The organism is Streptomyces sp. NPDC002958, from assembly GCF_055563255.1.
Window position 1 is genome coordinate 305040 of record NZ_JBVHDS010000003.1, and the last position, 21788, is coordinate 326827.

The window sequence follows — 21788 nt, forward strand, 5'->3', positions numbered from 1 at the left end:
TCGTCCCGGCGCTCCCGGTGAACTGGGACCCCGGAGCCCCTCCGGGGTCCCGTCCGCCCCCTTCAGCCGGCGACCGGCAGCCCCGCCAGCAGCTCGGCCACGATCGTCGCGCCGCGCAGCGTCAGCACCGACTCCGGGTGGAACTGCACCGAGGCGAAGCCCGGCCCGCGCAGTGCGTGCAGCTCCCCGGTCGCCTCGTCCAGGCTCACCTCGACACCGTGTGCCGCCAGCTCGGTGACCACGCCGTCGTCGCAGCGCGCGGTGAAGCTGTTGTAGAAGCCGACCGTCTCCGGCCGCCCGAACAGATCGATCCGGGTCTGCGCGCCCTGGTACGGCACGGTCTTGCGGACGATCTCCAGGCCCAGCTCCGCCGCGATCAGCTCATGGCCGAGACAGACCCCCAGCAGCCCGTGCCGGTGATCACGGACCAGCTCCGCGGCGAATCCCCGCAGCAGCCGCATCTTCGGATCGGTGGTGTCACCCGGATTCCCGGGCCCGGGGCCCAGCACGACCGGGCCCTCGTGCGCCCGTACGCGCTCCCGCAACCCCGGCTCGTCGTAGCGGCGCACCGAGACCTCCAGACCCGAGGAACGCAGCAGATGTGCCAGCATCGCGGTGAAGGTGTCCTCCCCGTCGATCACCAGCGCATGGCCGGACAGCTCGTGCGTACGCTCCTGCATCCGCAGCCAGAACGGCGCGAGACCGTCCCGCCGGGCGTCCAGCGCCGTCTGCACCCGAGGGTCGCCCGCCAGCTGCGGTCGCGCCGCCTCGGCCCGCGGCCGGCCCGGCCGCACCCCCAGCGCGGTCAGCACCCCGGCCGCCTTCGCATGGGTCTCGGCGACCTCGCTGTCCGGATCGGAATGGCGTACGAGCGTCGCCCCGACCGGCACCCGCAACTGTCCGCCGGCCGAGATGTCGGCGGTACGGATCAGGATCGGCGAGTCCAGGGTCTGCGCCCCGCCCGGCTCCTGCCGCAGCAGCGCCAGCGCGCCCCCGTAGTACCCGCGCCCACCGGGCTCGTACCGCTCGATGACCCGGCAGGCGTTCTGCACGGGCGAGCCGGTGACCGTCGCCGCGAACATGGTCTCCTTCAGCACCTCCCGCACATCCAGCGAGGAGCGCCCGCGCAGCTCGTACTCCGTGTGCGCGAGATGGGCCATTTCCTTGAGCCGCGGCCCGACCACCACCCCGCCCATGTCGCCGACGGTGCACATCATCTTGAGTTCCTCGTCGACCACCATGGAGAGCTCGTCCCGCTCCTTGCGGTCGGCGAGGAAGGCCAGCAGATTCTCGGCGGTCGGGCCCTCGGCGGGGTAGCGGTACGTCCCGCTGATCGGGTTCATCACGACCGTCCCGCCGGACATCCGCACATGCACCTCGGGGCTGGCACCGACGAGCGTCCTCTCCCCGGTGTGCACGGCGTACGTCCAGTACGCGCCCCGCTCACCGGCCAGCAGCCGCCGGAAGAGGGCCAGCGCGTCGGCCCGGCCGAAGCCGGGGATCTCGCCCCGGAAGGTCCGCCGGACGACGAAGTTCGCGCCCTCGCCCTGCCCGATCTCGTCCTCGACGATTCGCCGCACGATCCCGGCGTACTCCTTGTCGGGGACGTCGAAGGCGCCGCCCTCGACCCGTACGTCATGGACCGGCAGGTGGTCCAGCACTTCGGCGAGCGGCAGTTCGTACGTCTCGTCCGCGACCAGCACGGTCAGCGGCGTCCCGTCGTCGCGCACATCGAAGCCGCGCTCGGCGATCTGCCGGAACGGCACCAGGGCGAGCGAGGGCAGTGCACCGACCGGGAGGTCGGCGAGCCGGTCCGCTTCCCGCACCCGGCCGATCAGCACCTCGACGGTGTCCTGGTCGTGACCGGGTGTGCGCCTGCGCAGCAGCGCGAACGGCGGGCAGTCGTCACCCAGGAGCCTGTCGATGACGAGCTCGGTGGGGTGAGGCTGAGACATTGGGGGTGTTCCTTCCAGATGGAGGAACGGCTCCCGAAACGCAGAGAAGGCCGCCCCTCGGGCGGCCTTCGCGTGGTCTGTTGCGCGCGATCGATCAGTGGGCCGCCGGATGAGCGGTCCACCACCAGTTCTGGGTTGTCTGCGCGAACATGTTCCGAACCCTAACGGATGCCCGAGTCATCCGAGCGCGCGTCTCAACTATTGAGCGTACGACTGGACGCACCGCCAAACCCCGTAATGTTGTCCGTGTGACCGTGAACGCCAATACCTCCGTCGCCGGTGGCCACACCTGGCGAGATCTTCCCGCGGCGCAGCAGCCCGAGTACCCCGATGCCGAGGCCCTGCGCGATGTACTCGCGGACCTCGCGTCGTATCCGCCGCTCGTCTTCGCGGGCGAGTGCGACCAGCTGCGCGCCCGCATGGGAGCCGTCGCCAAGGGCGAGGCGTTCCTGCTGCAGGGCGGCGACTGCGCCGAGGCCTTCGACGCCGTGTCCGCCGACCACATCCGGGCCAAGCTGAAGACGCTGCTCCAGATGAGCGCCGTCCTCACCTACGCCGCCTCCGTGCCCGTCGTCAAGGTGGGCCGGATCGCCGGCCAGTACTCCAAGCCGCGCTCCAAGTCGACCGAGACCCGCGACGGCGTCACCCTGCCGACCTACCGCGGTGACTCCGTCAACGGCTTCGCCTTCACCGAGGAAGCCCGGGTCCCGGACCCGGACCGGCTGAAGCAGATGTACCACGCATCCGCTTCCACGCTGAACCTCGTCCGCGCCTTCACCACGGGCGGTTACGCCGACCTGCGCCAGGTGCACGCCTGGAACCAGGACTTCGTGAAGTCGTCCCCGTCCGGGCAGCGCTACGAGGCGCTGGCCCGCGAGATCGACAACGCGCTGAACTTCATGAAGGCGTGCGGTACGGACCCGGCGGAGTTCAAGGCGGTCGAGTTCTACTCGTCGCACGAAGGGCTGCTGCTGGACTACGAGTCGGCGCTGACCCGCACCGACTCGCGCACCGGCCGGCTGTACGACACCTCCGGCCACATGGTCTGGATCGGTGAGCGCACCCGCCAGATGGACGGCGCGCACATCGAGTTCGCCTCGAAGATCCGTAACCCCATCGGGATCAAGCTCGGTCCGACAACCACCGTCGACGAGGCGCTCGGCTACATCGAACGCCTCGACCCCGAGCGCGAGCCCGGCCGGCTGACCTTCATCGTCCGCATGGGCGCCGACAAGGTCCGCGACAAGCTCCCCGACCTGGTCGAGAAGGTCACCGCCTCCGGCGCCATCGTGGCGTGGGTGACCGACCCGATGCACGGCAACACCTTCGAGGCCGCCTCCGGCCACAAGACCCGTCGCTTCGACGACGTCCTGGACGAGGTGAAGGGCTTCTTCGAGGTGCACAAGGGCCTCGGCACGCACCCGGGCGGCATCCACGTCGAGCTCACCGGTGACGATGTCACCGAGTGCGTCGGCGGCGGCCACGAGATCTTCGTGGACGACCTGCACCAGCGCTACGAGACGGCCTGCGACCCGCGGCTCAACCGCAGCCAGTCCCTCGACCTGGCGTTCCTGGTCGCCGAGATGTACCGGGACCACTAGGCAGCACGGCAGGCAGCGCACGTACGACTGTGGGGCACGGATCCATGTGATCCGTGCCCCACAGGGCGTTCGGAGGCTACCAAGGGGTTTAAGAGCCAGGTAAGGTTAGGTTGGCCTCACCGATTAACGGGGTGGCAGCAAACGACCGATCCCGCCGGGAGGTGAACCGCATGTATGTCTGCTCGTGCTTCGGCATTACGGAGAAGCAGGTCAAGGAACATGCGGAAGCCGGCGCCTGCACCCCCCGGCAGATAGCCTCCGCCTGCAAGGCGGGCACGGACTGCGGCGGCTGCGTCCGCGCCATCCAGGCCGTGCTCGGCCGAGGCGCCTGCCCGCGCCGCGAACTGCTCGACCGGAAGCGGACGCCCGGCACCGCCGGTGACGCCACCGCGGACGCCGCCCCCGAGGCCGACCCGGGTATCGCTCCCGGCATCGCCCCGGGCGTGGCCCGGAGCGTCCGGCTCCCCGACGCGGCCTGACCCTCACAGCGGCTCTAGCTGTCCGGCTGCTCGATCAGCTGGGCGATGTAGAGCGGCTCCCCGAGCTTCTCGACCAGTTCCAACTGAGTGTCGAGGTAGTCGATGTGGTGCTCCTCGTCGGCCAGGATCGACTCAAAGATGTTTGCGGACGTGATGTCACCCTTGCCGCGCATCAGCTCGATCCCGCGCTTGAGGCGGTCGATCGCCTCCACCTCGACCTGACGGTCGGCCTGGAACATCTCGGTGACGGTCTGGCCCACCCGTACGTGGAACAGCCGCTGGTAGTTGGGCAGTCCATCGAGGAAGAGGATGCGGTCGGTGAGAACCTCGGCGTGCTTCATCTCGTCGAAGGACTCGGAGCGGGTGTACTTCGCGAGCTTTGTCCAGCCGAAGTTGTCCTGCATCTTTGCATGCAGGAAATATTGATTGATGGCGGTCAACTCGGCGGTCAGCTGCTCGTTCAGGAACTCAAGGACCTCGGGGTCGCCCTGCATCGCAGAGGCTCCTTCCAACCGGTGAACTGGTCAAGTTGGCCGCATCCTCGCACCGCACCCGGTAATCGTCCAGTAAGTGCATGCTTAGTATGGCTTGCCCGAATTGTCCCTGACTTGGTCGGGACCATCGCTGCCTGTCTGTCACCATGGAGTCATGGGTCAGCCGGAAAGCCGGGAAAACCGCGCGTCAGAGCAGTCCGAGCTTCCGCCGGGCCAGCGACTCCAGCGCGGTTGGCCGGTTACCCACTACGGGCCCGTGCCGAAGTTCAAGCCCGACCGCTGGGATTTCCGGGTCTTCGGCGCCACGGCGGACGGCGAGAAGCACTGCTGGAGCCATCAGGAGTTCTCGGTGCTGCCGTTCACCTCGGTCGTCGCCGACCTGCACTGCGTCACAAAATTCAGCATGCTCGGCGCCGAATGGGGGGGCGTGCTCGCCCGTACGGTCCTGGAACTCGCGCCACCCGCACCGAACGTCACCCATGTGATGGTCTGGGCCGAGTACGGATTCAGCTCCAATCTGAGGCTCTCCGACTTCGCCTCGGACCGAACACTTTTCGCCACCCACAAGGGCGGTGAGCTGCTCACCGCCGAGCACGGCTTCCCGCTTCGGCTCGTCGTGCCGCACCTCTATGCCTGGAAGGGGCCCAAGTGGGTCCGGGGCGTCGAGTACATGACGGCCGACCGCCGCGGCTTCTGGGAGGAGCGCGGCTATCACAACATCGGTGACCCCTGGCGCGAGCAGCGGTACTCCTACCAGGAAGAGCCCGGCGACGGCCCCGAGCTCTGACCTGACGGCTCTCGGGGCGACCCGGCTGTTGTCAGTGGTGGCATCGGTGCGCCGCCGCGCAGAAGCATGCCCCCGTGGGGTACTCCAGGAAATCTCTGCGCATGCGAGGTGCTCAGCCCCGGTCGCGCAGCCCCTTCAGCCGTGCCACGTCCGCCGCATGGCCTTCCCTGCCGCCCGGCGTCTCGATGATCAGGGGCACGCCGACGGTCGCCGGATGCGCGAACAGCTCCCGGAACGGTTCCTCGCCGATGTGCCCGGCGCCGATGTTCTCGTGACGGTCCTTGCGTGCTCCCACCACGTCTTTGGAGTCATTGGCGTGGATCAGTTTCAGCCGGCCCTCGCCCACCGTCTCCACCAGCAGGTCCAGGGTCTGGCGCATGCCCGCCGGGCCCGTCAGATCGTGCCCCGCCGCGTAGATGTGGCAGGTGTCGAGGCAGATGCCGAGCTTGGGGTGGGCATCGAGTGCGTCGAAGTACGGGCCGAAGTCCCAGGTCCGCGAGCAGAGCGAGAATCCCTGTCCGGCGGTCGACTCCAGCAGCAGATACGGGTCGTCGTCGTGCGTCAGTTCGTCCAGGAGCGGTCGCATGTGCGTCCGTACCTGCGCGAGGGCCTGTTCGCGCGGTCGGCCGCCCGTCGCCGATCCGGTGTGCACCACGACGCCCAGGGCGCCGATCTCGCGGGCCCGACGCAGTGAGTGGCGCAGCGATTCCACGGACTTCTCGACGGTGGCCTCGGTGTGCGAACCGAAGTTGATCAGATACGGGGCATGGACGTACGCCGGTATGGAATCGGCGGCGCACTCGGCGCGGAACTGTTCGTCCTGGGCCGGACTGCCCGCGGGCGTCGCCCAGCCGCGCGGGTTGGCGACGAAGACCTGGATGGCCTCCGCCCTCATCTCACGGGCGTAGGGGAGGCCGACCTTGGCGAGGCCGCCGGCCACGGGAACATGGCCGCCGACTGGATTGCGCATATGGATCTAGAGTCCCTTGGTCCTGATGGTGATGGTGCTGCCCTCGGGGGCCTGCTCGCCGCCGTCGACGGACTGGCTGTCGATGGTGTCGCCGAAGGAGAGGAACGGGCGGTCGACCTTGACCTCGAAGCCCGCGTCCTCCAGCTCGCTCCTGGCGTCGTCGACGTCCTTCCCGATGACGTCCGGGACGTCGATCATCCGCGGTCCCTTGGAGACCGTGAGCGTGATGGTGTCGCCCTCGGCGGCCTCGGTGCCCTCGCCCGGCGACTGACGGGCGATGTCGCCCGCGACCTCGGGGGAATTGACCCGGTCGGGCAGGACCTCGGCCTTCAGCCCCTCCTCGTCCAGCGCGGCGGTGGCGTCCTCGACGGACAGCCCGGTGACATCGGGGACGTCGACCGGAGCCCCCTTGCTGACGACGAAAGCGATCGCGGAGTCCGCGTGGCGCTCGGCGCCGGCCGCGGGGTCCGTACGGATCACGTCGCCCCGTACCGTCTCCTCGCTGAACTCCTTGGTGACCATGCCGGGCACCAGGCCGACCTTCTTCAGCGCACGGCTGGCATCGGCGACCGAGAGACCCTGCAGATCGGGCACCTTCACGATCTCGGGGCCGCGCGAGACGACGAGTGTCACCGCGTCGTTCCCCCGGATGCGGGCACCGGACTCGGGGTCGCTGCTGATGACCTCGCCGCGCTCGACGGTGTCGCTGTAGGCCCGCTCGACGCTCTTGAGCTCCAAGCCGGCGTCCGAGAGCCGTTCCTCGGCGGTCTTCTCGGTCTGGCCGAGCACCGAGGGGACCCGGGTGAACTGGCCGGAGTTGATGTACCAGACACCGGTGCCGATACCCAGTGCCAGCAGCACGGCGACGACCGCGGCGATGACGGGTCGCCGTGGAGCGCGGAGGCGCAGGCCGTGCGGCGCGGGCCGCGGCGGCATCGGCGGGGGCATTTCCAGTCGGCTGGTGTGATGGGCGACGCCCTGGTCGGCCGGGAGCAGCCGCGGGATCACGCTCGTGCGGTCCTCGGCGGCGTCGTGGACCTCGGAGAGGGCCTGCGGCGGTACGGCGTCCAGCTGGGCGTCGGTGAGGCCGGAGCGGGCCTCCCGGGTCTCGGCGAGCAGCGCCACGGCGTCGACCGGGCGGACCTCGGGGTTACGGGCGGTGGCGCTCGCCACCAGGTCGTCGAGTCCGACGGGGAGTCCCGGGACGACGGCCGACGGGGCCGGGACGGCCTCGTTGAGGTGCTGGTAGATGACCTGGGCGGGGGTGTCGCCGGTGTGCGGCTTGGACCCGGTCAGCATTTCGTACAGGACGACGCCGCAGGCGTACACATCGGCGCGGGTGTCCGCCGTGCCGCGCTCGATCTGCTCGGGGGCGAGATAGGAGACGGTGCCCAAGACGGACCCGGTGGTGTTGGTGACGGCGCCCACCGCCCGTACGAGACCGAAGTCGGCGACCTTGACCCGGCCGTCGTCCCCTATCAGGACGTTCTCCGGCTTCATGTCGCGGTGCACGAAGCCCGCCCGGTGCGCGGCACCGAGGGCGGCGAGGACCGGCTCCAGGATGTCCAGGGCGGCGCGCGGCTGCAGGGCGCCGCGCTCGCGCAGTACGTCGCGCAGGGTGCAGCCCGCGACGTACTCCATCGCGAGGTAGACGTACTGCCCCTGGGCACCCTGGTCGAAGACCGCTACGACATTGGGGTGCGCGAGCCGGGCCACGGACTTGGCCTCGCGGATGAAGCGCTCGACGAACGAGGCGTCGGTGGCGAGTGCCGGGTGCATCACCTTGAGGGCGAGCACCCGGTCGAGCCGGGTGTCCATGGCCCGGTAGACCGTGGCCATGCCGCCCACGGCGATGCGGGCATCGACGCGGTAGCGGCCGTCGAGCAGCTGCCCGACAAGCGGGTCCTGGAGGGTCGTATCCACGCATGCGAGTCTACGAGCCGCCGCGGACATGGCTCGCGGGCCGGGGCAGTCCCGGGGCCGTACTGCAGCCGAGCCGTGACAGGGACATGCGCGCCGCAGCCGTCGGCGGCGGTCCGGCGGGTCAGAACGCCGGGCGCTCCGGGTCCAGCATCGCCCGCCCCTCCACCGGCGACGAGGCCTCGGCGAAGTGCCGGCGCGGGATGCGGCCGGCGCGGTACGCCAGCCGCCCGCCCTCCACCGCATGCCGCATCGCCGCGGCCATCAGCTCGGGCTCCTGGGCCCGGGTCACCGCGGACGCCAGCATCACCGCCGCGCATCCCAGTTCCATCGCGAGCGCCGCGTCCGAGGCCGTCCCGGCGCCCGCGTCGAGAATCACCGGCACCCGGGCCTGCTCGATGATCAGCTGGAAGTTGTGCGGATTGCGGATGCCGAGGCCGGAGCCGATGGGGGAGCCGAGCGGCATGATCGCCGCGCACCCCACGTCCTGGAGCCTGCGGGCCAGCACCGGGTCGTCATTGGTGTACGGCAGCACGGTGAAACCGTCGTCCACCAGGGTCTCGGCGGCGTCCAGCAGCTCGATCGGGTCGGGCAGCAGGGTCCGCTCGTCGGCCACCACCTCCAGCTTGATCCAGTCGGTGCCGAGCGCCTCGCGGGCCAGCCGGGCGGTCAGTACGGCCTCGCCCGCGGTGAAGCAGCCCGCCGTGTTCGGCAGGACGCGGACGGAGAGCCGCTGGAGGACGGAGAGCACCGAGCCCTGCACGGTCGGATCGAGGCGGCGCATCGCGACGGTGGTCAGCTCGGTGCCGGAGGCGGTCAGGGAGCGTTCCAGCACATCGAGGCTGGGTGCTCCACCCGTCCCCATGATTAGCCGGGAGCCGAAGGTGGTGTCGCCGAGGGCGAACGGGTCGTCGGACATGGTCAGCCTCCCTGGACCGCGGTCAGGACCTCGACGCGGTCACCGTCACCGAGTGCGGCGGTGGACCACTGACCGCGCGGCACGACGGTCTCGTTGACGGCGGCCGCGACGCCGGAGTGTCCGGCGGTCAGGGTGGCTACCAGGACGTCCAGGGTGGTGCCCGCGGCGAGGAGGCGGACCTCGCCGTTCACGGACACGCAGAGCGGTGCGGGCTCGGTCATGCGGGCTGCTCCTGACGTACGGAGACGGCGGGGGACGAGAAACGGTGCGGGCTGAAGGGGCGGGCCACCTCGGGCAGCTCCCCGCCGGTGAGGAGCTCCGCCATGACGTCACCGGTGACGGGGGTGAGCAGCACCCCGTTGCGGTGGTGGCCGGTGGCGAGGTGGAGGCCGGGCAGGGCGGTGGGGCCGAGCAGCGGGGCGTTGTCGGGAGAGGCGGGGCGCAGGCCGGCCCGGGTCTCGGTGAGCGGGAGTTCCGTGATGCCGGGCATCAGCTCGTGGGCGTCGCGCAGCAGCTCGTAGACGCCGCCCGCGGTGACGGTGGTGTCCCAGCCCATCTCCTCGCTGGTGGCGCCGACGACCAGTTCGCCGTTCTCACGGGGTACGAGATAGACATGGCTCCCCCGGACCACGGCCCGGACCGTCCGGGTGAGGAACGGTGCGTACGCGGCGGGCACGGTCAGCCGCAGCACCTGCCCCTTCACCGGCCGGACCGGCGGCACGGCCTCGTCGGGCAGGCCCGGGAGCCGACCGCTGAGGCTGCCCGCGGCGAGCACGACCTGGTCGGCGGCGAGCTCCGTACCCCCGGCGAGCACGGCTCCGGCGGCCCGGTCGCGTACCACCGTCAGGCGCTCCACCCAGCCGCGGTGGAAGACCACCCCGGCCCGTTCGCAGGCGGTCAGCAGTGCGGCGGCCAGCCGACGGGGGTCGATCTGGTGGTCGCCGTCGACCCGCAGACCGCCGCGGACGCCCGGCGCGAGCATCGGCTCCAGGCGGCGGCACTCGCGGCCGGTGAGCCACTCCGACTCCAGGCCCGAGCGCTGCTGAAGGGCGTGCAGTTCCCGCAAATGGGCCCGGTCGTCGGAGTCCAGTGCGACGGCCAGGGTGCCGCAGGCGCGGAAGCCGGTCTCCTGTCCGCTCGCCGCCTCCAGCTCGGCCGCGAAGGCCGGATAGCGGGCGGCCGAGGCGACATTGAGGCCCAGCAGCATCTGTTCGCCGTAGTGGAGTTCGGTGACCGCGGCCAGCATGCCGGCCGCCACCCGGGCGGCCCCGCTGCCCGGTTCGGGGTCCGCGACCGCGGTGCGCAGTCCGCGTTGCGCGGCCCGCCAGGCGGTGACCAGTCCGATGATCCCGCCCCCGATGACGAGGACATCGGATCCGTTTCCGTTCCGAGAAGAACGCATGGGCGTCCAGCCCCTCCCTTCGCCGGCATGACCCGGATCAGGTTCGTACGGTCGGAGGCCGCCCAGCCTCCCTCTCAGCCCGATGCGTCCGGGCTCCCGCGAGTGTCTTACGTTGGCCACCCTAAACCCCGTGCCCCGGCCCCAGTAAGGGAGCGTCCCCGTGGCCCGCTCGCTCGACGGACTCGTCCTCTCGCCGGGTACCGATCAGGCCCCGGGCCAGGTCGGTGCCCGTACCCGCTTCACGTACCACGAGGAGACCGGGCCGTATCCGGGCCGTATCCGGGCCGAGTACGCGGGCGGCGACGTGGCCCGAGGCCCTCTCGTCCATGGCCTCAAAGACATGGGAGGTGCCCCCTCCGTCCAGCTGAAGTAGGACGGAACGACATCCTCCGGTCACTGTGTCTCCACCGGCGTCGACCTCGCGGACGGCCGGGTCCGGCTGGGCGAGCGGTGGGAATGGGAATCGCAGGAGGGCAGAGGTGCGAGCGCGGTGGAAGAACTCCCCTTTCCTGATGGTGCGTCAGATGTTTAAGGTGTACGGGTGAGCGAGCAGCAGCAGTCAGAGCGGCCGGACCGGCGGGCAGGGCGCCGCGTCGTCATCGTCGGCGCGGGCATGGCCGGCGTCCAGACGGCGGTGGCCCTGAGGGAACAGGGCTTCACCGGCCCCGTGGTCCTGATCGGCGCCGAACCGCACCAGCCCTACGACCGGCCCCCGCTGTCCAAGGCGGTGTTGCTCGGCGAGGCCGAGGACTCCGCCTTCGACGTCGACTTCGAGGCGCTGGACATCGATCTGCAACTGGGCCGCGAAGTCACCGGTGTGCGGCCCGGGGCGCATGAGCTGGACACCCCGTCAGGACCCGTTCCCTATGACGTCCTGGTGATCGCGACCGGCGCCGAACCGGTCGTCCTGCCCGGCGCCGAGGGCGTTCCCGGTGTCCACCTGCTGCGTACTCTCGACGACGCGGCGCGGCTGCGGCCCGTCCTCGACGAGCGGCACGGCGTCGTGGTCGTCGGCGCGGGCTGGATCGGCGCCGAGTTCGCCACCGCGGCCCGCGCCGCGGGCTGTGCGGTCACCGTCGTCGAGGCCGCCGACCGGCCCCTCCCGGGTGCGGTGCCCGCCGAGGTCGCCGCCCCGATGGCCGCCTGGTACGCCGAGAGCGGCGCCGAACTCCTCACCGGAGCCCAGGTCGACCGCATCGAACCCGGCAGGGTGATCCTCGCGGACGGCCGTGTGATCCCTGCCGGAGCGGTCGTCGTCGGAATCGGCGCACGGCCCGCCACCGGCTGGCTGGCCGGCTCCGGCATCGCGCTCGGCCCCGACGGATCGGTGACCGCCGACGGGGCACTGCGCACCTCGCAGCCCGATGTGTACGCGGTCGGTGACTGCGCCTCGTTCCCGTCCGCCAGGTACGGCGAACGCCTTCTCGTCCACCACTGGGACAACGCCCTCCAGGGTCCGCGGACCGCCGCTGCCAACATCATCGGGGCAGGGGCAGGGGCAGGGGCAGGGGCAGGGGCAGGCCCGGCGCCGCAGACGTACGACCCCGTGCCGTACTTCTGGTCCGAGCAGTTCGACCGGTTCGTGCAGTACGCGGGCCACCACTCGGCCGCCGACACCCTGCTGTGGCGCGGTGATCCCACCGGCCCCTCCTGGTCGGTGTGCTGGCTGCGGGACGGTGTCCTGGTCGCTGTCCTCGCCGTCGGCCGGCCGCGCGATCTGGCACAGGGACGCAAACTCATCGAGGCAGGGGCGCGGCTCGATCCGGTACGGACCGCCGACCCCTCCGTACCGCTGAAGTCGGCGACCCTCTGACGGCGTACCCCGCACCCCCGTACGGTCGGCCCGGCTACCGACTGTCGGTCCGGGATGGCACGCTTGTCCTTGTGACCGAGATTGACGCAAAGATCGATGCTCTCGTCCCCGCCTGGCTCCACCTTCCCGACATCGCCGAAATGCTCGATGTCGAGGTGACGCGCGTGCGGCAGCTGGTCAAGGAGGGCCAGCTCATCGCCGTACGACGTGGTGAGAACCGGACGCTCCAGGTGCCTGCCGCCTTCATCGACGGCGACAAGGTGGTCAAGGGCCTCTCCGGCACCCTGACGCTCCTGAGGGACGACGGCTACACCGACGAAGAGATGCTGGAATGGCTCTTCACCCCCGACCCGACCCTGCCGGGCACCCCTGCCCAGGCGCTGAGCGAGAATCGCGGCACGGAGGTGAAGCGCCGCGCCCAGGCGCTCGCCGTCTGACCGGCGACCTTGTGTGAGGGGCAGGCCGCGCAGCACTCGCTGCGCGGCCCGCGCCCCCGCGCCGTTCCGGAAAACGATCCGCAATGCTCTCCAGGGGGAACCGCATCATGCCCACGCCTCACGCGCAGCTGTCCGACGCCCGGCTCTATCTGTGCACGGACGCCCGCAGGCGCCAGGGTGACCTTCCCGAGTTCCTCGACGCCGTCCTCGCCGGTGGGGTGGACATCGTCCAACTGCGCGACAAGGGCATGGAAGCGGCCGAGGAGCTCGAACACCTGGCCTTCTTCGCCGAGGCCTGCAGGCGCCACGGCAAGCTCCTCGCCGTGAACGACCGGGCGGATGTCGCCCACGCCATCGACTCCGATGTGCTGCACCTCGGTCAGGGGGACCTGCCGGTCCCCGCCGCCCGCGCCATCATCGGCGAGGGCGTGGTGATCGGCCGCTCCACCCACGCCGAGGCCGAGGTCGACGCGGCCGTCGCCGAGCCCGGTGTGGGCTACTTCTGCACCGGCCCCTGCTGGCCCACCCCGACCAAGCCCGGCCGGCACGCCCCGGGCCTGGACCTCGTGCGGTACGCCGCCTCGCTCGGTACGCAGCGCCCGTGGTTCGCCATCGGCGGGATCGACGCCGGCAATCTCGACGAGGTGCTGGACGCCGGAGCGCGCCGGGTGGTCGTCGTACGGGCGATCACCGAGGCCATCGATCCGGCCGCAGCCGCCGCCGAGCTGGCCAAGAGGATTCGGGCGCGCGCCGGAGCATGATCCGGCCAGATGTCCGAAGGGTGGACAAACAACCGGTCAATTCGGGCAATTACCGCTGGTCTGGTCCTTCGGTCGTCGCGCTCTGGTTAACCTGCCCGTATGGCCCTTGGCACACCTTCTACCAGGACAGATCACGCGCACACGGTGCGTGAGTTCCTCGCGACCGGCAAGACTTCGTATTCGTTCGAGTTCTGGGCGCCCAAGACCGAGAAGGGTGAGCGGAACCTCTGGAATGCGCTGCGCCGCGTCGAGGCGGTGGGGCCGAGCTTCGTCTCCGTGACCTACGGGGCCGGTGGCTCCACCCGCGCCGGGACGGTCAAGGCCACCCAGCAGATCGCCGCCGACTCCACTCTCACCCCGGTCGCACATCTCACGGCGGTCAACCACTCCGTCGCCGAGCTGCGCAACATGATCGGGCAGTACGCCGACGCCGGAATCCGGAACATCCTCGCCGTGCGCGGAGACCCGCCCGGCGACCCGATGGGCGAGTGGGTCGAGCACCCGCAGGGCGTGCGGTACGCGGCCGATCTCGTCCGGCTCATCAAGGAATCCGGCGATTTCTGTGTCGGCGTCGCGGCATTTCCCGAGATGCACCCGCGCTCGACCGACTGGGACACCGACATCCGCCATTTCGTGGACAAGTGCCGCGCCGGTGCCGACTATGCGATCACCCAGATGTTCTTCAATCCGGAGGACTATTTGCGGATGCGTGACCGCGTGGTCGCTGCGGGTTGCGAAACCCCGATCATTCCCGAGGTCATGCCGCTGACCAACGTCAAGCAGTTGGACCGGTTTGCCCAGCTCAGCAACGCGTCTTTCCCTTCCTCTCTGAAAGAACGCATCCTCGACGCCAAGGATGATCCCGCCGCTGTACGCTCGATTGGGATCGACTTCGCAACACAGTTCTGCGCGAGGCTGCGATCCGAGGGTGTGCCCGGACTGCACTTCATTACGCTCAACAACTCGACGGCGACGCTCGAAATCTACGAAAATCTCGGACTGCACAAGCAGTCGTGACCGGCCGTATCCGCCACGCGGGGCGGTGGCCGTAGGAGGGGGCGAGCATGGGCTGGACGGTCCTCTACATCGCGTTCGGAATTGTCGCGCTGTGGCTGCTCGGCGAGGTGCTCCTGCAGTACAAGGCGCGCCTTCGCTGGCGTCTGCTCGCCTTCGCAGGCTTCGGCTGTGTGGTCGTCGGCGTACTGATGCCGTCCGTGTTCGTCATCGCCGTCGGTACGATCGCGTTCGCGACCGGTCAGACATACGTCACGCTGTCCTTCCGTCGCGGCTTCTCGACCGGCTGGGCGATAGGGGGCAGCCCCGGCGCGAGCCGTCGCCGCCGGGGCGGGGGCGTCCGGGAGAGCCGCGAGCCCACGCTCGAGGTGTCGGACCTGGAGATGGCGTACGAGGAGCAGACCCCGCAGCGGACGGACGCCCCGGCACCGGGACCCGCGGTCTACGAGCCGGAGCCGCTGCCGGACGACACGGGGCAGTACGGCGTCTACGGCGGTCACCAGCAGTCGCAGCAGGGGCAGAACCAGGACCGGCAGCCTGAGCAGCAGCCCCAGCACGCCGCGTATGACCCCTACGCCGGCCATTCCACGTACGCCGCGCCGGGCCAGGACCCGTACGCCGACAACTCCTTCGGCGGGCAGGACTCCTTTGCCGGGCAGTACGACTACGGCACCGGCCAGCAGCAGTACGCCGCATACTCCGACCCGTACATCGGGACCGGCACCACCGGCGGCTCCACGCAGTACACCTCGTACGACAGCCACGGCAACGGCTACGACAGCTACGAGGGCCGACACCAGTACGCCGCCGACCAGTACGCCCAGCAGTACGCCGCCGAGACCCCGCCCGGCGGTGTCTGGGTGCCTCAGCAGCGCGAGGGCGAGCAGTACCCGTCCCCGCCTCCGGAGCAGCCCGCCCCGTACCAGAACGGCTTCGCCAACGGCGACGGCTACGACGAACAGCAGTACCGCCACTGACGGCGGCCCGGCGGGGGCAGGGGGCCGCGGGGGAGACCCGGGGCAGAGCGGCGAGCGGGCGCGCCCGGCACTCCGGTGGCGCCGACGGCCGACGGCCTATTGCCTCATTGGGAGCCCCGGAACCCGTCCCCTTCCACGATCAGCCCGGCAACCAGCGCCCCCGACATCCCCGCGTGGGCGAGCCCACCGCCCGGATGCGACCAGCCGCCCGCGGCGTAGAGCCCGGGCAGCCGGGTGCGATTGCCCGGATGCAGATACGCGCCCCCTGCCCCGGCCAGCGCGGGCGCGGGCACCGCCCCGCCCTCGGCGCCGGTGTCGGCCGCCGTCTCGGCCGGGGTCCGCACCTCGGCGTGGAGCAGCCGCTCCCGTATGCCGGGCACGGCCGTGCCGGCCGCCTCGATCAATGCGTCGGCACACCGCTCGCGCAACGCCGTGTCCGTCCAGTCCACCGCACCGTGCGGGGCGACCGTCGCTGTCAGCGTCACGGCCTCGTGCGCGTCGTCGGGGCGGGTCGAGGGGTCATCCGGGCGCAGCACCGTCACCGTCGGACGGTCGGCGAGCCGTCCGCCGAACACCGCCTCGCGCTCCGCCCCGCCGTCCGCCGGGTGCACCACGGTCCGGTGCACGGCATCCGCGGGCCGGGCACCGCGCAGCGACAGCAGAACCACGAACCGGCCCGGCACGACCCCCCGCCCCGGCTGCACCGCCACATCGCCGTCCTGCCGCAGCTCCTGACCGGGCACCAGGCCCGGATGCGGACGGGCTCCCAGCACCACATGGCCGGCCTCGGTGACCGTCCCGTCCATGAGCTCGACGCCCGCCGCCCGGCCGTCCTTCTCGACGACCCGGGCCACCTCGCCGCCGAAGACGAACTCCACCTTCCGGGCCAGACACCGCTCGTACACCGCCTGCGCCAGGGCCCGGATCCCACCGGAGACGTACCAGCTGCCGAAGGTCTCCTCCATGTACGGCAGCAGGGCGGCCGCTGCCGGTGTGCGCAGGGGATCGAGCCCGTACGACAGGGCGTATCCGTCGAGGAGGGCGGCCAGCCGGGGGTCCGGCAGTTCCCACGCGCCGACCTCCGTCACCGTGCCTGCCTGACGGGCGGGGCGCAGCAGACGGCGCTGCCGGAGCGCCGGATACGGATCACGGCCGAGCACCTGCCAGTCGGAGCGCAACGGCTCCTCCAGCAGCGGACGCCGGGACCGGTCCCAGGCGTCGCGCGCCCGGTCGAGGAACTCGCCCCAGGCCGCGCCCGCGCCGCCGCCGAGCACGGTGTCCAGGGCGGCGACCACCCCGGCCCGTGAGGCATTCGGCAGCGAGACCGCCGTGCCGTCCGCGAAGATGTGGCGGCTCGCCGGATCGACCTGGGTCATGGTGACGCATCGCTCCAGCGGCTCCTTGCCCGTCTTCACGAACAGATCGCGGTAGACCGCGGGCAGATGGAGCAGCGTGGGACCGGTGTCGAAGGCGAAGCCCTCATGGGCATACCGGCCGACCGAGCCGCCGAAGGTCTCCGACCGCTCGTACACCGTCACCCGGTGGCCTGCCACGGCTAGCCGGGCGGCCGCCGCCATCGCGCCCATCCCGGCGCCGATCACCGCAATACGTGCCATGTCAGTGACCTTAACGGCCACCTGTGACACTCAGTCCAGTGGCCAGTGCGAACCGGTCCCGGCCAGGCGCTTCTCCTCGCGGCGCTGGGCCCTGCGGCGCAGGAACCGACGGATCCTGGAGGCCAGGAAGACCAGTATCACCATGCCGAGGAGCAGTAGTGCCGCGGCGATGATCGCGGCCGCCAGCGGATGGAATATCGCGAACGTGACGATCCCCGCGACGCCCAGGTCCTCGGCTGTGCTCACCGCGATATTGCTGAACGGCTCAGGGGAGGTGTTGACCGCCATCCTGGTGCCGGCCTTCACCAGATGGCTCATCAGCGCGGTGGAACCACCGACGGCACCGGCCGTGAGCTCCGGCAGCGAACCGCTCTCGCCGGCCAGCAGCGCCGCCACCACGGCACCGGCCACCGGCCTGATGACGGTGTGCACCGAGTCCCAGACCGAGTCCACGTAGGGGATCTTGTCCGCCACCACCTCGCACAGGAAGAGCACACCGGCAACGACGAGGACATCGGTGCGCTGCAGCGACGCGGGCACCTCGTCGGTGATACCGGTCGCGCCGAAGACACCGAGGAGCAGGACCACCGCATAGGAGTTGATCCCGCTCGCCCAGCCGCTTGTGAACACCAGAGGGAGTACGGACACGGACGCGATCGTAACCAGGCGGCGTACGGCCCGGAGTGGGGTTCGGTGCGCAGCCGTGAGTATCCGTACTCAGGGCGCGAGATGAGTAGGTGCGCGGATGGGCTCCCACCTGCGTGGACGGGAGAGTGGAGCACACGGAGAGGGGCGCGGCACCGCACCGCCGACACGGGGCGGCGGAACGGGCGCGGCACTCCTTCCGGGACGGGGGAGCACGACGGGGAGCCCGAGGACCACGGGGGAAGACGGGGGTCGCGGGGGAAGGCTCTCCGACTGCACGGAAGACGCCGGTCCGGCGCAGGCTCGGAGGATCGAGCCTCGCCCGACCGGCGTCTTCGTGCGTCCGTGCGCCCCGCCGCCGACGGGTCAACGCCCGCTGACCCGCCCGTGCAGCAGCAGCGACAGCGCCGAGTGCACATCCTCGATCGACCGCTCCGGCTGAAACGCCTGCCAGTCCAGGGCCGCCACCAGCACCATGCCGACCAGGGCGGCGGCCGTCAGCGCGATGTCGATGTCCTCGCTGAGCTCACCGTTCTTCACGCCCTCGCGCAGCACCTCCTCGACCGCCGCGACGGCCTCCTGACGCACCACCAGGAGGGTCGATTGCCAGGCCCGGTTGGTGCGCCACAGCTCCGCGACGTACAGCTGGGTGAAGGACGGATAGCGGTCGATGAAGACCAGGCCGGCCCTGATCATCGCGTCCAGGGCCTCGACCCGGGTGCCGCCACGCCCCTCGGTTTCCTCCGCCGCCGAGCGCAGCGACGCCGTGAGCAGCCCGACGCCGTGGCGCAGCAGCTCCTCGAAGAGTTCGGTCTTGCTCTTGAAGTTGTAGTAGACCGTGCCCTTGGCGACCCCGGCGCGCTCGGCGATCTCGTCCACTGTGGTCGCCGAGAAGCCCTTCTCGGCGATGAGAGTCACGGCCGCCTCGTAGAGCTTCTGCCGGGTGGCCTGGCGGCGCGTGGTGCTACTGCTGTCCATACCCCTGATTCTCACAGGTTTGGGTGCGCTCACAGGCTCAGCTCCGGGTGGAGCCGGTCCAGGGTCCACACCTGCTTACGGCGCGCCGAGACGGCGGTCAGGGCGAGCGCCCCCGCCGTGAAGGCCAGCAGCACCGCGCAGCCCAGCCAGACCGGGCCGAGTCCGCCGCCCGTGATCAGCCGGCGCAGCCCCTCGACGATGTAAGTCATCGGCAGGTAGGGGTGGATCGCGTTGAAGAATCCGGGGCTGGTCTCGACGGGATACGTACCCCCGGCCGAGGTCAGCTGGAGCATCAGGACCGCCAGTACGAGAATCCGTCCGGCAGCCCCGAACCGGGCGTTGAGCCACTGGATGATCGCTGCGAAGCAGCAGGTCGCCAGTGCCAGGAAGCCGATTGTCCCGGCGGCACGGGTCATCTGCAGACCGAGCCCCCAGTGCAGCACGGACATCAGGGCGGCCACCTGCAGCAGCCCGATCGCGGCCACCGGCAGCCAGCCCGCGAACGCGATCCGCCAGGCGGAGGCCCCGGCGGCGAGTGCGCGCCGGTTGAGCGGCTGGATCAGCATGTAGGCCACCATCGCACCCACCCAGAGGGAGAGCGGGATGAAGTAAGGGGCGAAGCCGGTGCCGTAGTTGGGGGCCGCGTGCAGCGACTCGGAGGCCAGCTGCACCGGGTCGGCCATGACTTCCGTACGCGCGTCGCGGTCCTTCTCGTCGTAGTCGGGGATCTCGCCGACGCCTTCGTTGAGTCCCTCGGCGAGGGTGGCCGAACCGTCGCTGAGCCGGATCAGCCCGCCGTCCAGATCGGTCGCGCCCTTCTCGAGATCGCTCACTCCGGTGTCCAGGTCGGTGGAGCCGGTCTTGGCCGTGGCCAGGCCGGTGTGCAGTTCGTCCGCTCCCTCGGCGACCTTGTGGGCTCCGGTGTTGAGCGCGTTGACCTCCTTCGCCGCGGACTTCAGGTCCTCGTCCAGGTGCGGCGCGCTCTTGGCCAGGTCATTGGCCTGCTGCTGCAGCGTGGTCAGCTGGGCTCGCAGCTTCTTCAGATCGCCGGTCTGGTTCGTGACCAGCACATTCACATCGTCGGCGACCTTCGCGACATCGGCCGCCGATGTCTTCGCGCGCTCCAGCGGCGGGCAGACGGTGGGGTCGGCGGGCGGCTGCTCCGAGCAACTGGTGCGGTAGACCTCGGCCAGGTCGTCGGAGGCCGTGTGGGCGGCGGTGGCCGCGGTGGGTGCCGACTTCACCAGCAGGTCGAGGTTGTCCCGTACGGTCTGCGAAGAATCGGCGACCAGCCGGGCGGTGTCGCCGATCGACTTGCCGTTGTCCTGCAAGAACGGGCGGACGTCGGCCGCCACTCCGTTGACCTTGTCGGCGAGCAGCTGGGTGCCGTCGGCGACCTGCCGGGAGCCGGTCTCGAGGTCGCCCGCGCCCTCGTTCAGCTTGAGGAGCCCACCGGCCAGACTGCTGCTGCCGGCTTTGGCGTCCTTGAGCCCGTCCGCCAGATCCTGCGATCCCTTCGTCGCCTGGTCGATGCCGCCCTTGAGGTCGTCGGCACCCTTGGCGGCCTCCGCCGTCGCGTCGTGGATGTCGGAGAAGCCGATGTAGATCTGGTCGAGGTAGCCGCGCGAGGTGCTGGTCGACGCGGCGGTGCGCACCTCGGAAAACACCGTCCGGGAAATCTGCCCGACGATGTAGTTGTTGGCGTCGTTGGTCTGCACCTGGAGCGCGCCGGTCTCGGGGGAGTCACCCGAACTGGAGGCGATCTGCTTGCTGAAGTCCGACGGCATGGTGAGCGAGAGGTAGTACGTACCGTCCTCGACGCCCTGCTGGGCCTCGGCGGAACTTACCTCGTGCCACTCGAAGGTCTTGGAGTCGAGAAGCTCGCCGGTGATCTCGTCGCCGACCGCGATGTGCTTTCCGGCGACGGTGGCGCCCTTGTCGTCGTTGACCAGCGCGACCGGGATCTGGTCGAGGCGGCCGTACGGGTCCCAGAAGGACCACAGGTACAGGGCGCCGTAGAGCAGCGGCAGCAGCAGGAGCGCGATGAGTGCGGCGATCGGCAGCTTTCCCCTGCCGAAACGCTTCAGCTCAAGCGCGGCCAGTTTCGGCGAACGCATCGGCCGGTCCTTCCTCGGTCGTGATGTCGTCGGCTGTGGCGTCCGGCGCGTTCGCCGGTGCGGCCGTGGTGCCGGTACGCACGGTGATGGTGTTCTCGGGTGCCTGGCTGCACACGGCGAGCACGGTCGTGCCGCTGTCGGCGATGGACCGCAGCAGCCCCCAGGCCTCGGCCCGTTCGGCGTCGGAGAGCTTGAGATCGGTGTCGTCCACCGCGAGCAGCCGGGGTCGGCCGATCAGCGCGAGGGCGACGGACAGCCGCAGCGCCTCCAGCCGTTCCAGATCCCTCACCGAGGTCCGCTCGGCCTTGGGCAGCGCGGCGGGGTCGAGTCCGGCGGCCTCCAGCGCCGCGTCGATCCGTCCCTGCGCGGCGGCGGCGCGCTTGGCGCGCGGACGCACCAGCGCGCGCAGTGAACTGTCGAATCGGCGCTGCAGCAGGGCCCGTTCGCGCAGGTGCTCGGTGACGGTGAAGGCCGGGTCCAGCTCGCTGACCCCGGGCACCGGCCCCAGTGCGGCGATGCGGCGTACGGCGGCCATCTTGCGCGGCAGACGCAGCCCGCCGATCTCCGCGTGGCCCTCGGAGGGGCGCATACGGCCGGTGAGAGCGAGCAGCAGGCAGGTGCGGCCGGAGCCGGACGGGCCCTCGATCGCCACCAGTGAGCCGGGCCCGGCCTTGATGCCCACGCCCCGGAAGGCCCAGCCGCGCGGTCCCTTGAGCCCGAAATCCTCGGTGGTGACGGCTGCCCCGTGCGGGCTGTCCACAGGCTCTCCCTCTTTTGAACTGACTGGTCAGTCCAAAAAAGTAGCCCGAACTCGCGATCGAAGCAAAAGGGCAGGTCAGGGGGTGGGTGAGGCCGATTGTCAGTGCTGCCCCTCACGATGGATACATACGGCCACGGAGCCGT

Annotated in this window: 21 protein-coding genes, 1 pseudogene and 1 riboswitch; of the genes and pseudogenes, 9 read left to right on the forward strand and 13 right to left on the reverse strand. The window is 70.6% G+C overall.

Features of this window, described 5'->3' with window-relative positions; genetic code table 11:
• Positions 1 to 62: 62 nt before the first annotated feature.
• Both ACZ3IC_RS07735 and ACZ3IC_RS07740 read right to left on the reverse strand, forming a co-directional pair.
• Positions 63 to 1955, reverse strand: a complete 1893-nt coding sequence (locus ACZ3IC_RS07735; RefSeq protein WP_467413629.1) for an anthranilate synthase family protein — start codon at positions 1953 to 1955, stop codon at positions 63 to 65.
• Positions 1956 to 2049: 94 nt separating this feature from the next.
• Positions 2050 to 2136: a trp operon leader peptide gene (locus ACZ3IC_RS07740; protein WP_467414033.1), complete on the reverse strand. Its 87-nt coding sequence runs from the start codon at positions 2134 to 2136 to the stop codon at positions 2050 to 2052.
• A 73-nt stretch (positions 2137 to 2209) separates the two neighbouring features.
• Between ACZ3IC_RS07740 and ACZ3IC_RS07745 the strand changes: the two genes are divergently transcribed.
• Both ACZ3IC_RS07745 and ACZ3IC_RS07750 read left to right on the forward strand, forming a co-directional pair.
• On the forward strand, positions 2210 to 3556 hold the full coding sequence (locus ACZ3IC_RS07745) for a class II 3-deoxy-7-phosphoheptulonate synthase (RefSeq protein WP_467414035.1): 1347 nt from the start codon (positions 2210 to 2212) through the stop codon (positions 3554 to 3556).
• Positions 3557 to 3726: 170 nt separating this feature from the next.
• Positions 3727 to 4035: a (2Fe-2S)-binding protein gene (locus ACZ3IC_RS07750; protein WP_467413632.1), complete on the forward strand. Its 309-nt coding sequence runs from the start codon at positions 3727 to 3729 to the stop codon at positions 4033 to 4035.
• A 14-nt stretch (positions 4036 to 4049) separates the two neighbouring features.
• On the opposite strand, the gene bfr is transcribed toward ACZ3IC_RS07750, so the two are convergent.
• Complete coding sequence (gene bfr / locus ACZ3IC_RS07755; RefSeq protein WP_404167778.1) at positions 4050 to 4529, reverse strand: bacterioferritin; 480 nt, start codon at positions 4527 to 4529, stop codon at positions 4050 to 4052.
• Positions 4530 to 4683: 154 nt separating this feature from the next.
• On the opposite strand from bfr, the gene ACZ3IC_RS07760 reads away from it, so the two are divergent.
• Complete coding sequence (locus ACZ3IC_RS07760; protein WP_467413634.1) at positions 4684 to 5316, forward strand: sulfite oxidase-like oxidoreductase; 633 nt, start codon at positions 4684 to 4686, stop codon at positions 5314 to 5316.
• A gap of 112 nt (positions 5317 to 5428) precedes the next feature.
• Here ACZ3IC_RS07760 and ACZ3IC_RS07765 read toward each other — a convergent pair whose 3' ends face one another.
• The 5 genes from ACZ3IC_RS07765 to thiO form a co-directional block, all read right to left on the reverse strand.
• Positions 5429 to 6286 carry a deoxyribonuclease IV gene (locus tag ACZ3IC_RS07765; RefSeq protein ID WP_467413635.1) on the reverse strand — a complete coding sequence of 286 codons (858 nt, stop codon included), beginning with the start codon at positions 6284 to 6286 and terminating at the stop codon, positions 5429 to 5431.
• A gap of 6 nt (positions 6287 to 6292) precedes the next feature.
• A complete protein-coding gene (pknB, locus tag ACZ3IC_RS07770; RefSeq protein ID WP_467413636.1) occupies positions 6293 to 8209 on the reverse strand; it encodes a Stk1 family PASTA domain-containing Ser/Thr kinase in 1917 nt (638 codons plus the stop codon).
• Positions 8210 to 8330: 121 nt separating this feature from the next.
• On the reverse strand, positions 8331 to 9125 hold the full coding sequence (locus ACZ3IC_RS07775; protein ID WP_467413638.1) for a thiazole synthase: 795 nt from the start codon (positions 9123 to 9125) through the stop codon (positions 8331 to 8333).
• 2 nt (positions 9126 to 9127) lie between these two features.
• Positions 9128 to 9346: a sulfur carrier protein ThiS gene (gene thiS / locus ACZ3IC_RS07780; RefSeq protein WP_467413639.1), complete on the reverse strand. Its 219-nt coding sequence runs from the start codon at positions 9344 to 9346 to the stop codon at positions 9128 to 9130.
• The gene (thiO, locus tag ACZ3IC_RS07785; protein ID WP_467413641.1) at positions 9343 to 10527 is read right to left on the reverse strand and encodes a glycine oxidase ThiO; all 1185 of its coding nucleotides are present in this window, start codon (positions 10525 to 10527) and stop codon (positions 9343 to 9345) included. The genes thiS and thiO overlap by 4 nt, the downstream gene beginning before the upstream one ends.
• Positions 10525 to 10637, reverse strand: a riboswitch (TPP riboswitch). It overlaps the preceding gene by 3 nt.
• Before the next feature lie 50 nt (positions 10638 to 10687).
• Between thiO and ACZ3IC_RS07790 the strand changes: the two are divergent.
• From ACZ3IC_RS07790 to ACZ3IC_RS07815, 6 genes and pseudogenes are all read left to right on the forward strand, one after another.
• Positions 10688 to 11059, forward strand: a pseudogene (locus ACZ3IC_RS07790) (avidin-fold protein).
• Between the two features lie 9 nt (positions 11060 to 11068).
• Positions 11069 to 12340 (forward strand): NAD(P)/FAD-dependent oxidoreductase, encoded by a 1272-nt coding sequence (locus tag ACZ3IC_RS07795; RefSeq protein ID WP_467413643.1) that lies wholly within the window; start codon positions 11069 to 11071, stop codon positions 12338 to 12340.
• Positions 12341 to 12411: 71 nt separating this feature from the next.
• Complete coding sequence (locus ACZ3IC_RS07800; protein WP_114244089.1) at positions 12412 to 12777, forward strand: Rv2175c family DNA-binding protein; 366 nt, start codon at positions 12412 to 12414, stop codon at positions 12775 to 12777.
• 107 nt (positions 12778 to 12884) lie between these two features.
• Positions 12885 to 13538, forward strand: a complete 654-nt coding sequence (gene thiE, locus ACZ3IC_RS07805; protein ID WP_467413644.1) for a thiamine phosphate synthase — start codon at positions 12885 to 12887, stop codon at positions 13536 to 13538.
• A 99-nt stretch (positions 13539 to 13637) separates the two neighbouring features.
• Positions 13638 to 14555, forward strand: a complete 918-nt coding sequence (gene metF / locus ACZ3IC_RS07810) for a methylenetetrahydrofolate reductase [NAD(P)H] (protein WP_467413646.1) — start codon at positions 13638 to 13640, stop codon at positions 14553 to 14555.
• A gap of 47 nt (positions 14556 to 14602) precedes the next feature.
• The gene (locus ACZ3IC_RS07815) at positions 14603 to 15529 is read left to right on the forward strand and encodes a hypothetical protein (protein WP_467413648.1); all 927 of its coding nucleotides are present in this window, start codon (positions 14603 to 14605) and stop codon (positions 15527 to 15529) included.
• Positions 15530 to 15633: 104 nt separating this feature from the next.
• Here ACZ3IC_RS07815 and ACZ3IC_RS07820 read toward each other — a convergent pair whose 3' ends face one another.
• The 5 genes from ACZ3IC_RS07820 to ACZ3IC_RS07840 form a co-directional block, all read right to left on the reverse strand.
• Positions 15634 to 17145, reverse strand: coding sequence for a phytoene desaturase family protein (locus ACZ3IC_RS07820; protein WP_467413650.1), 1512 nt, complete (start codon positions 17143 to 17145; stop codon positions 15634 to 15636).
• A gap of 30 nt (positions 17146 to 17175) precedes the next feature.
• On the reverse strand, positions 17176 to 17793 hold the full coding sequence (locus tag ACZ3IC_RS07825) for a DUF4126 domain-containing protein (protein ID WP_467413651.1): 618 nt from the start codon (positions 17791 to 17793) through the stop codon (positions 17176 to 17178).
• A gap of 363 nt (positions 17794 to 18156) precedes the next feature.
• A complete protein-coding gene (locus ACZ3IC_RS07830; RefSeq protein WP_467413652.1) occupies positions 18157 to 18768 on the reverse strand; it encodes a TetR/AcrR family transcriptional regulator in 612 nt (203 codons plus the stop codon).
• Between the two features lie 29 nt (positions 18769 to 18797).
• The gene (locus ACZ3IC_RS07835; protein ID WP_467413655.1) at positions 18798 to 20885 is read right to left on the reverse strand and encodes a YhgE/Pip family protein; all 2088 of its coding nucleotides are present in this window, start codon (positions 20883 to 20885) and stop codon (positions 18798 to 18800) included.
• Positions 20857 to 21645, reverse strand: a complete 789-nt coding sequence (locus ACZ3IC_RS07840; RefSeq protein ID WP_467413656.1) for an ATP-binding cassette domain-containing protein — start codon at positions 21643 to 21645, stop codon at positions 20857 to 20859. Before ACZ3IC_RS07840 ends, ACZ3IC_RS07835 begins: the two co-directional genes overlap by 29 nt.
• Between the last annotated feature and the right edge of the window lie 143 nt (positions 21646 to 21788).

What these genes read in the sequence shown, in the direction of transcription:
- ACZ3IC_RS07735 (WP_467413629.1), bottom strand. Translation starts at nt 1,955, where the DNA reads ATGTCTCAGCCTCACCCCACCGAGCTCGTCATCGACAGGCTCCTGGGT.
- ACZ3IC_RS07740 (WP_467414033.1), bottom strand. Translation starts at nt 2,136, where the DNA reads ATGACTCGGGCATCCGTTAGGGTTCGGAACATGTTCGCGCAGACAACC.
- ACZ3IC_RS07750 (WP_467413632.1), top strand. Translation starts at nt 3,727, where the DNA reads ATGTATGTCTGCTCGTGCTTCGGCATTACGGAGAAGCAGGTCAAGGAA.
- bfr (WP_404167778.1), bottom strand. Translation starts at nt 4,529, where the DNA reads ATGCAGGGCGACCCCGAGGTCCTTGAGTTCCTGAACGAGCAGCTGACC.
- ACZ3IC_RS07760 (WP_467413634.1), top strand. Translation starts at nt 4,684, where the DNA reads ATGGGTCAGCCGGAAAGCCGGGAAAACCGCGCGTCAGAGCAGTCCGAG.
- ACZ3IC_RS07765 (WP_467413635.1), bottom strand. Translation starts at nt 6,286, where the DNA reads ATGCGCAATCCAGTCGGCGGCCATGTTCCCGTGGCCGGCGGCCTCGCC.
- ACZ3IC_RS07775 (WP_467413638.1), bottom strand. Translation starts at nt 9,125, where the DNA reads ATGTCCGACGACCCGTTCGCCCTCGGCGACACCACCTTCGGCTCCCGG.
- thiS (WP_467413639.1), bottom strand. Translation starts at nt 9,346, where the DNA reads ATGACCGAGCCCGCACCGCTCTGCGTGTCCGTGAACGGCGAGGTCCGC.
- thiO (WP_467413641.1), bottom strand. Translation starts at nt 10,527, where the DNA reads ATGCGTTCTTCTCGGAACGGAAACGGATCCGATGTCCTCGTCATCGGG.
- thiE (WP_467413644.1), top strand. Translation starts at nt 12,885, where the DNA reads ATGCCCACGCCTCACGCGCAGCTGTCCGACGCCCGGCTCTATCTGTGC.
- metF (WP_467413646.1), top strand. Translation starts at nt 13,638, where the DNA reads ATGGCCCTTGGCACACCTTCTACCAGGACAGATCACGCGCACACGGTG.
- ACZ3IC_RS07815 (WP_467413648.1), top strand. Translation starts at nt 14,603, where the DNA reads ATGGGCTGGACGGTCCTCTACATCGCGTTCGGAATTGTCGCGCTGTGG.
- ACZ3IC_RS07820 (WP_467413650.1), bottom strand. Translation starts at nt 17,145, where the DNA reads ATGGCACGTATTGCGGTGATCGGCGCCGGGATGGGCGCGATGGCGGCG.
- ACZ3IC_RS07830 (WP_467413652.1), bottom strand. Translation starts at nt 18,768, where the DNA reads ATGGACAGCAGTAGCACCACGCGCCGCCAGGCCACCCGGCAGAAGCTC.
- ACZ3IC_RS07835 (WP_467413655.1), bottom strand. Translation starts at nt 20,885, where the DNA reads ATGCGTTCGCCGAAACTGGCCGCGCTTGAGCTGAAGCGTTTCGGCAGG.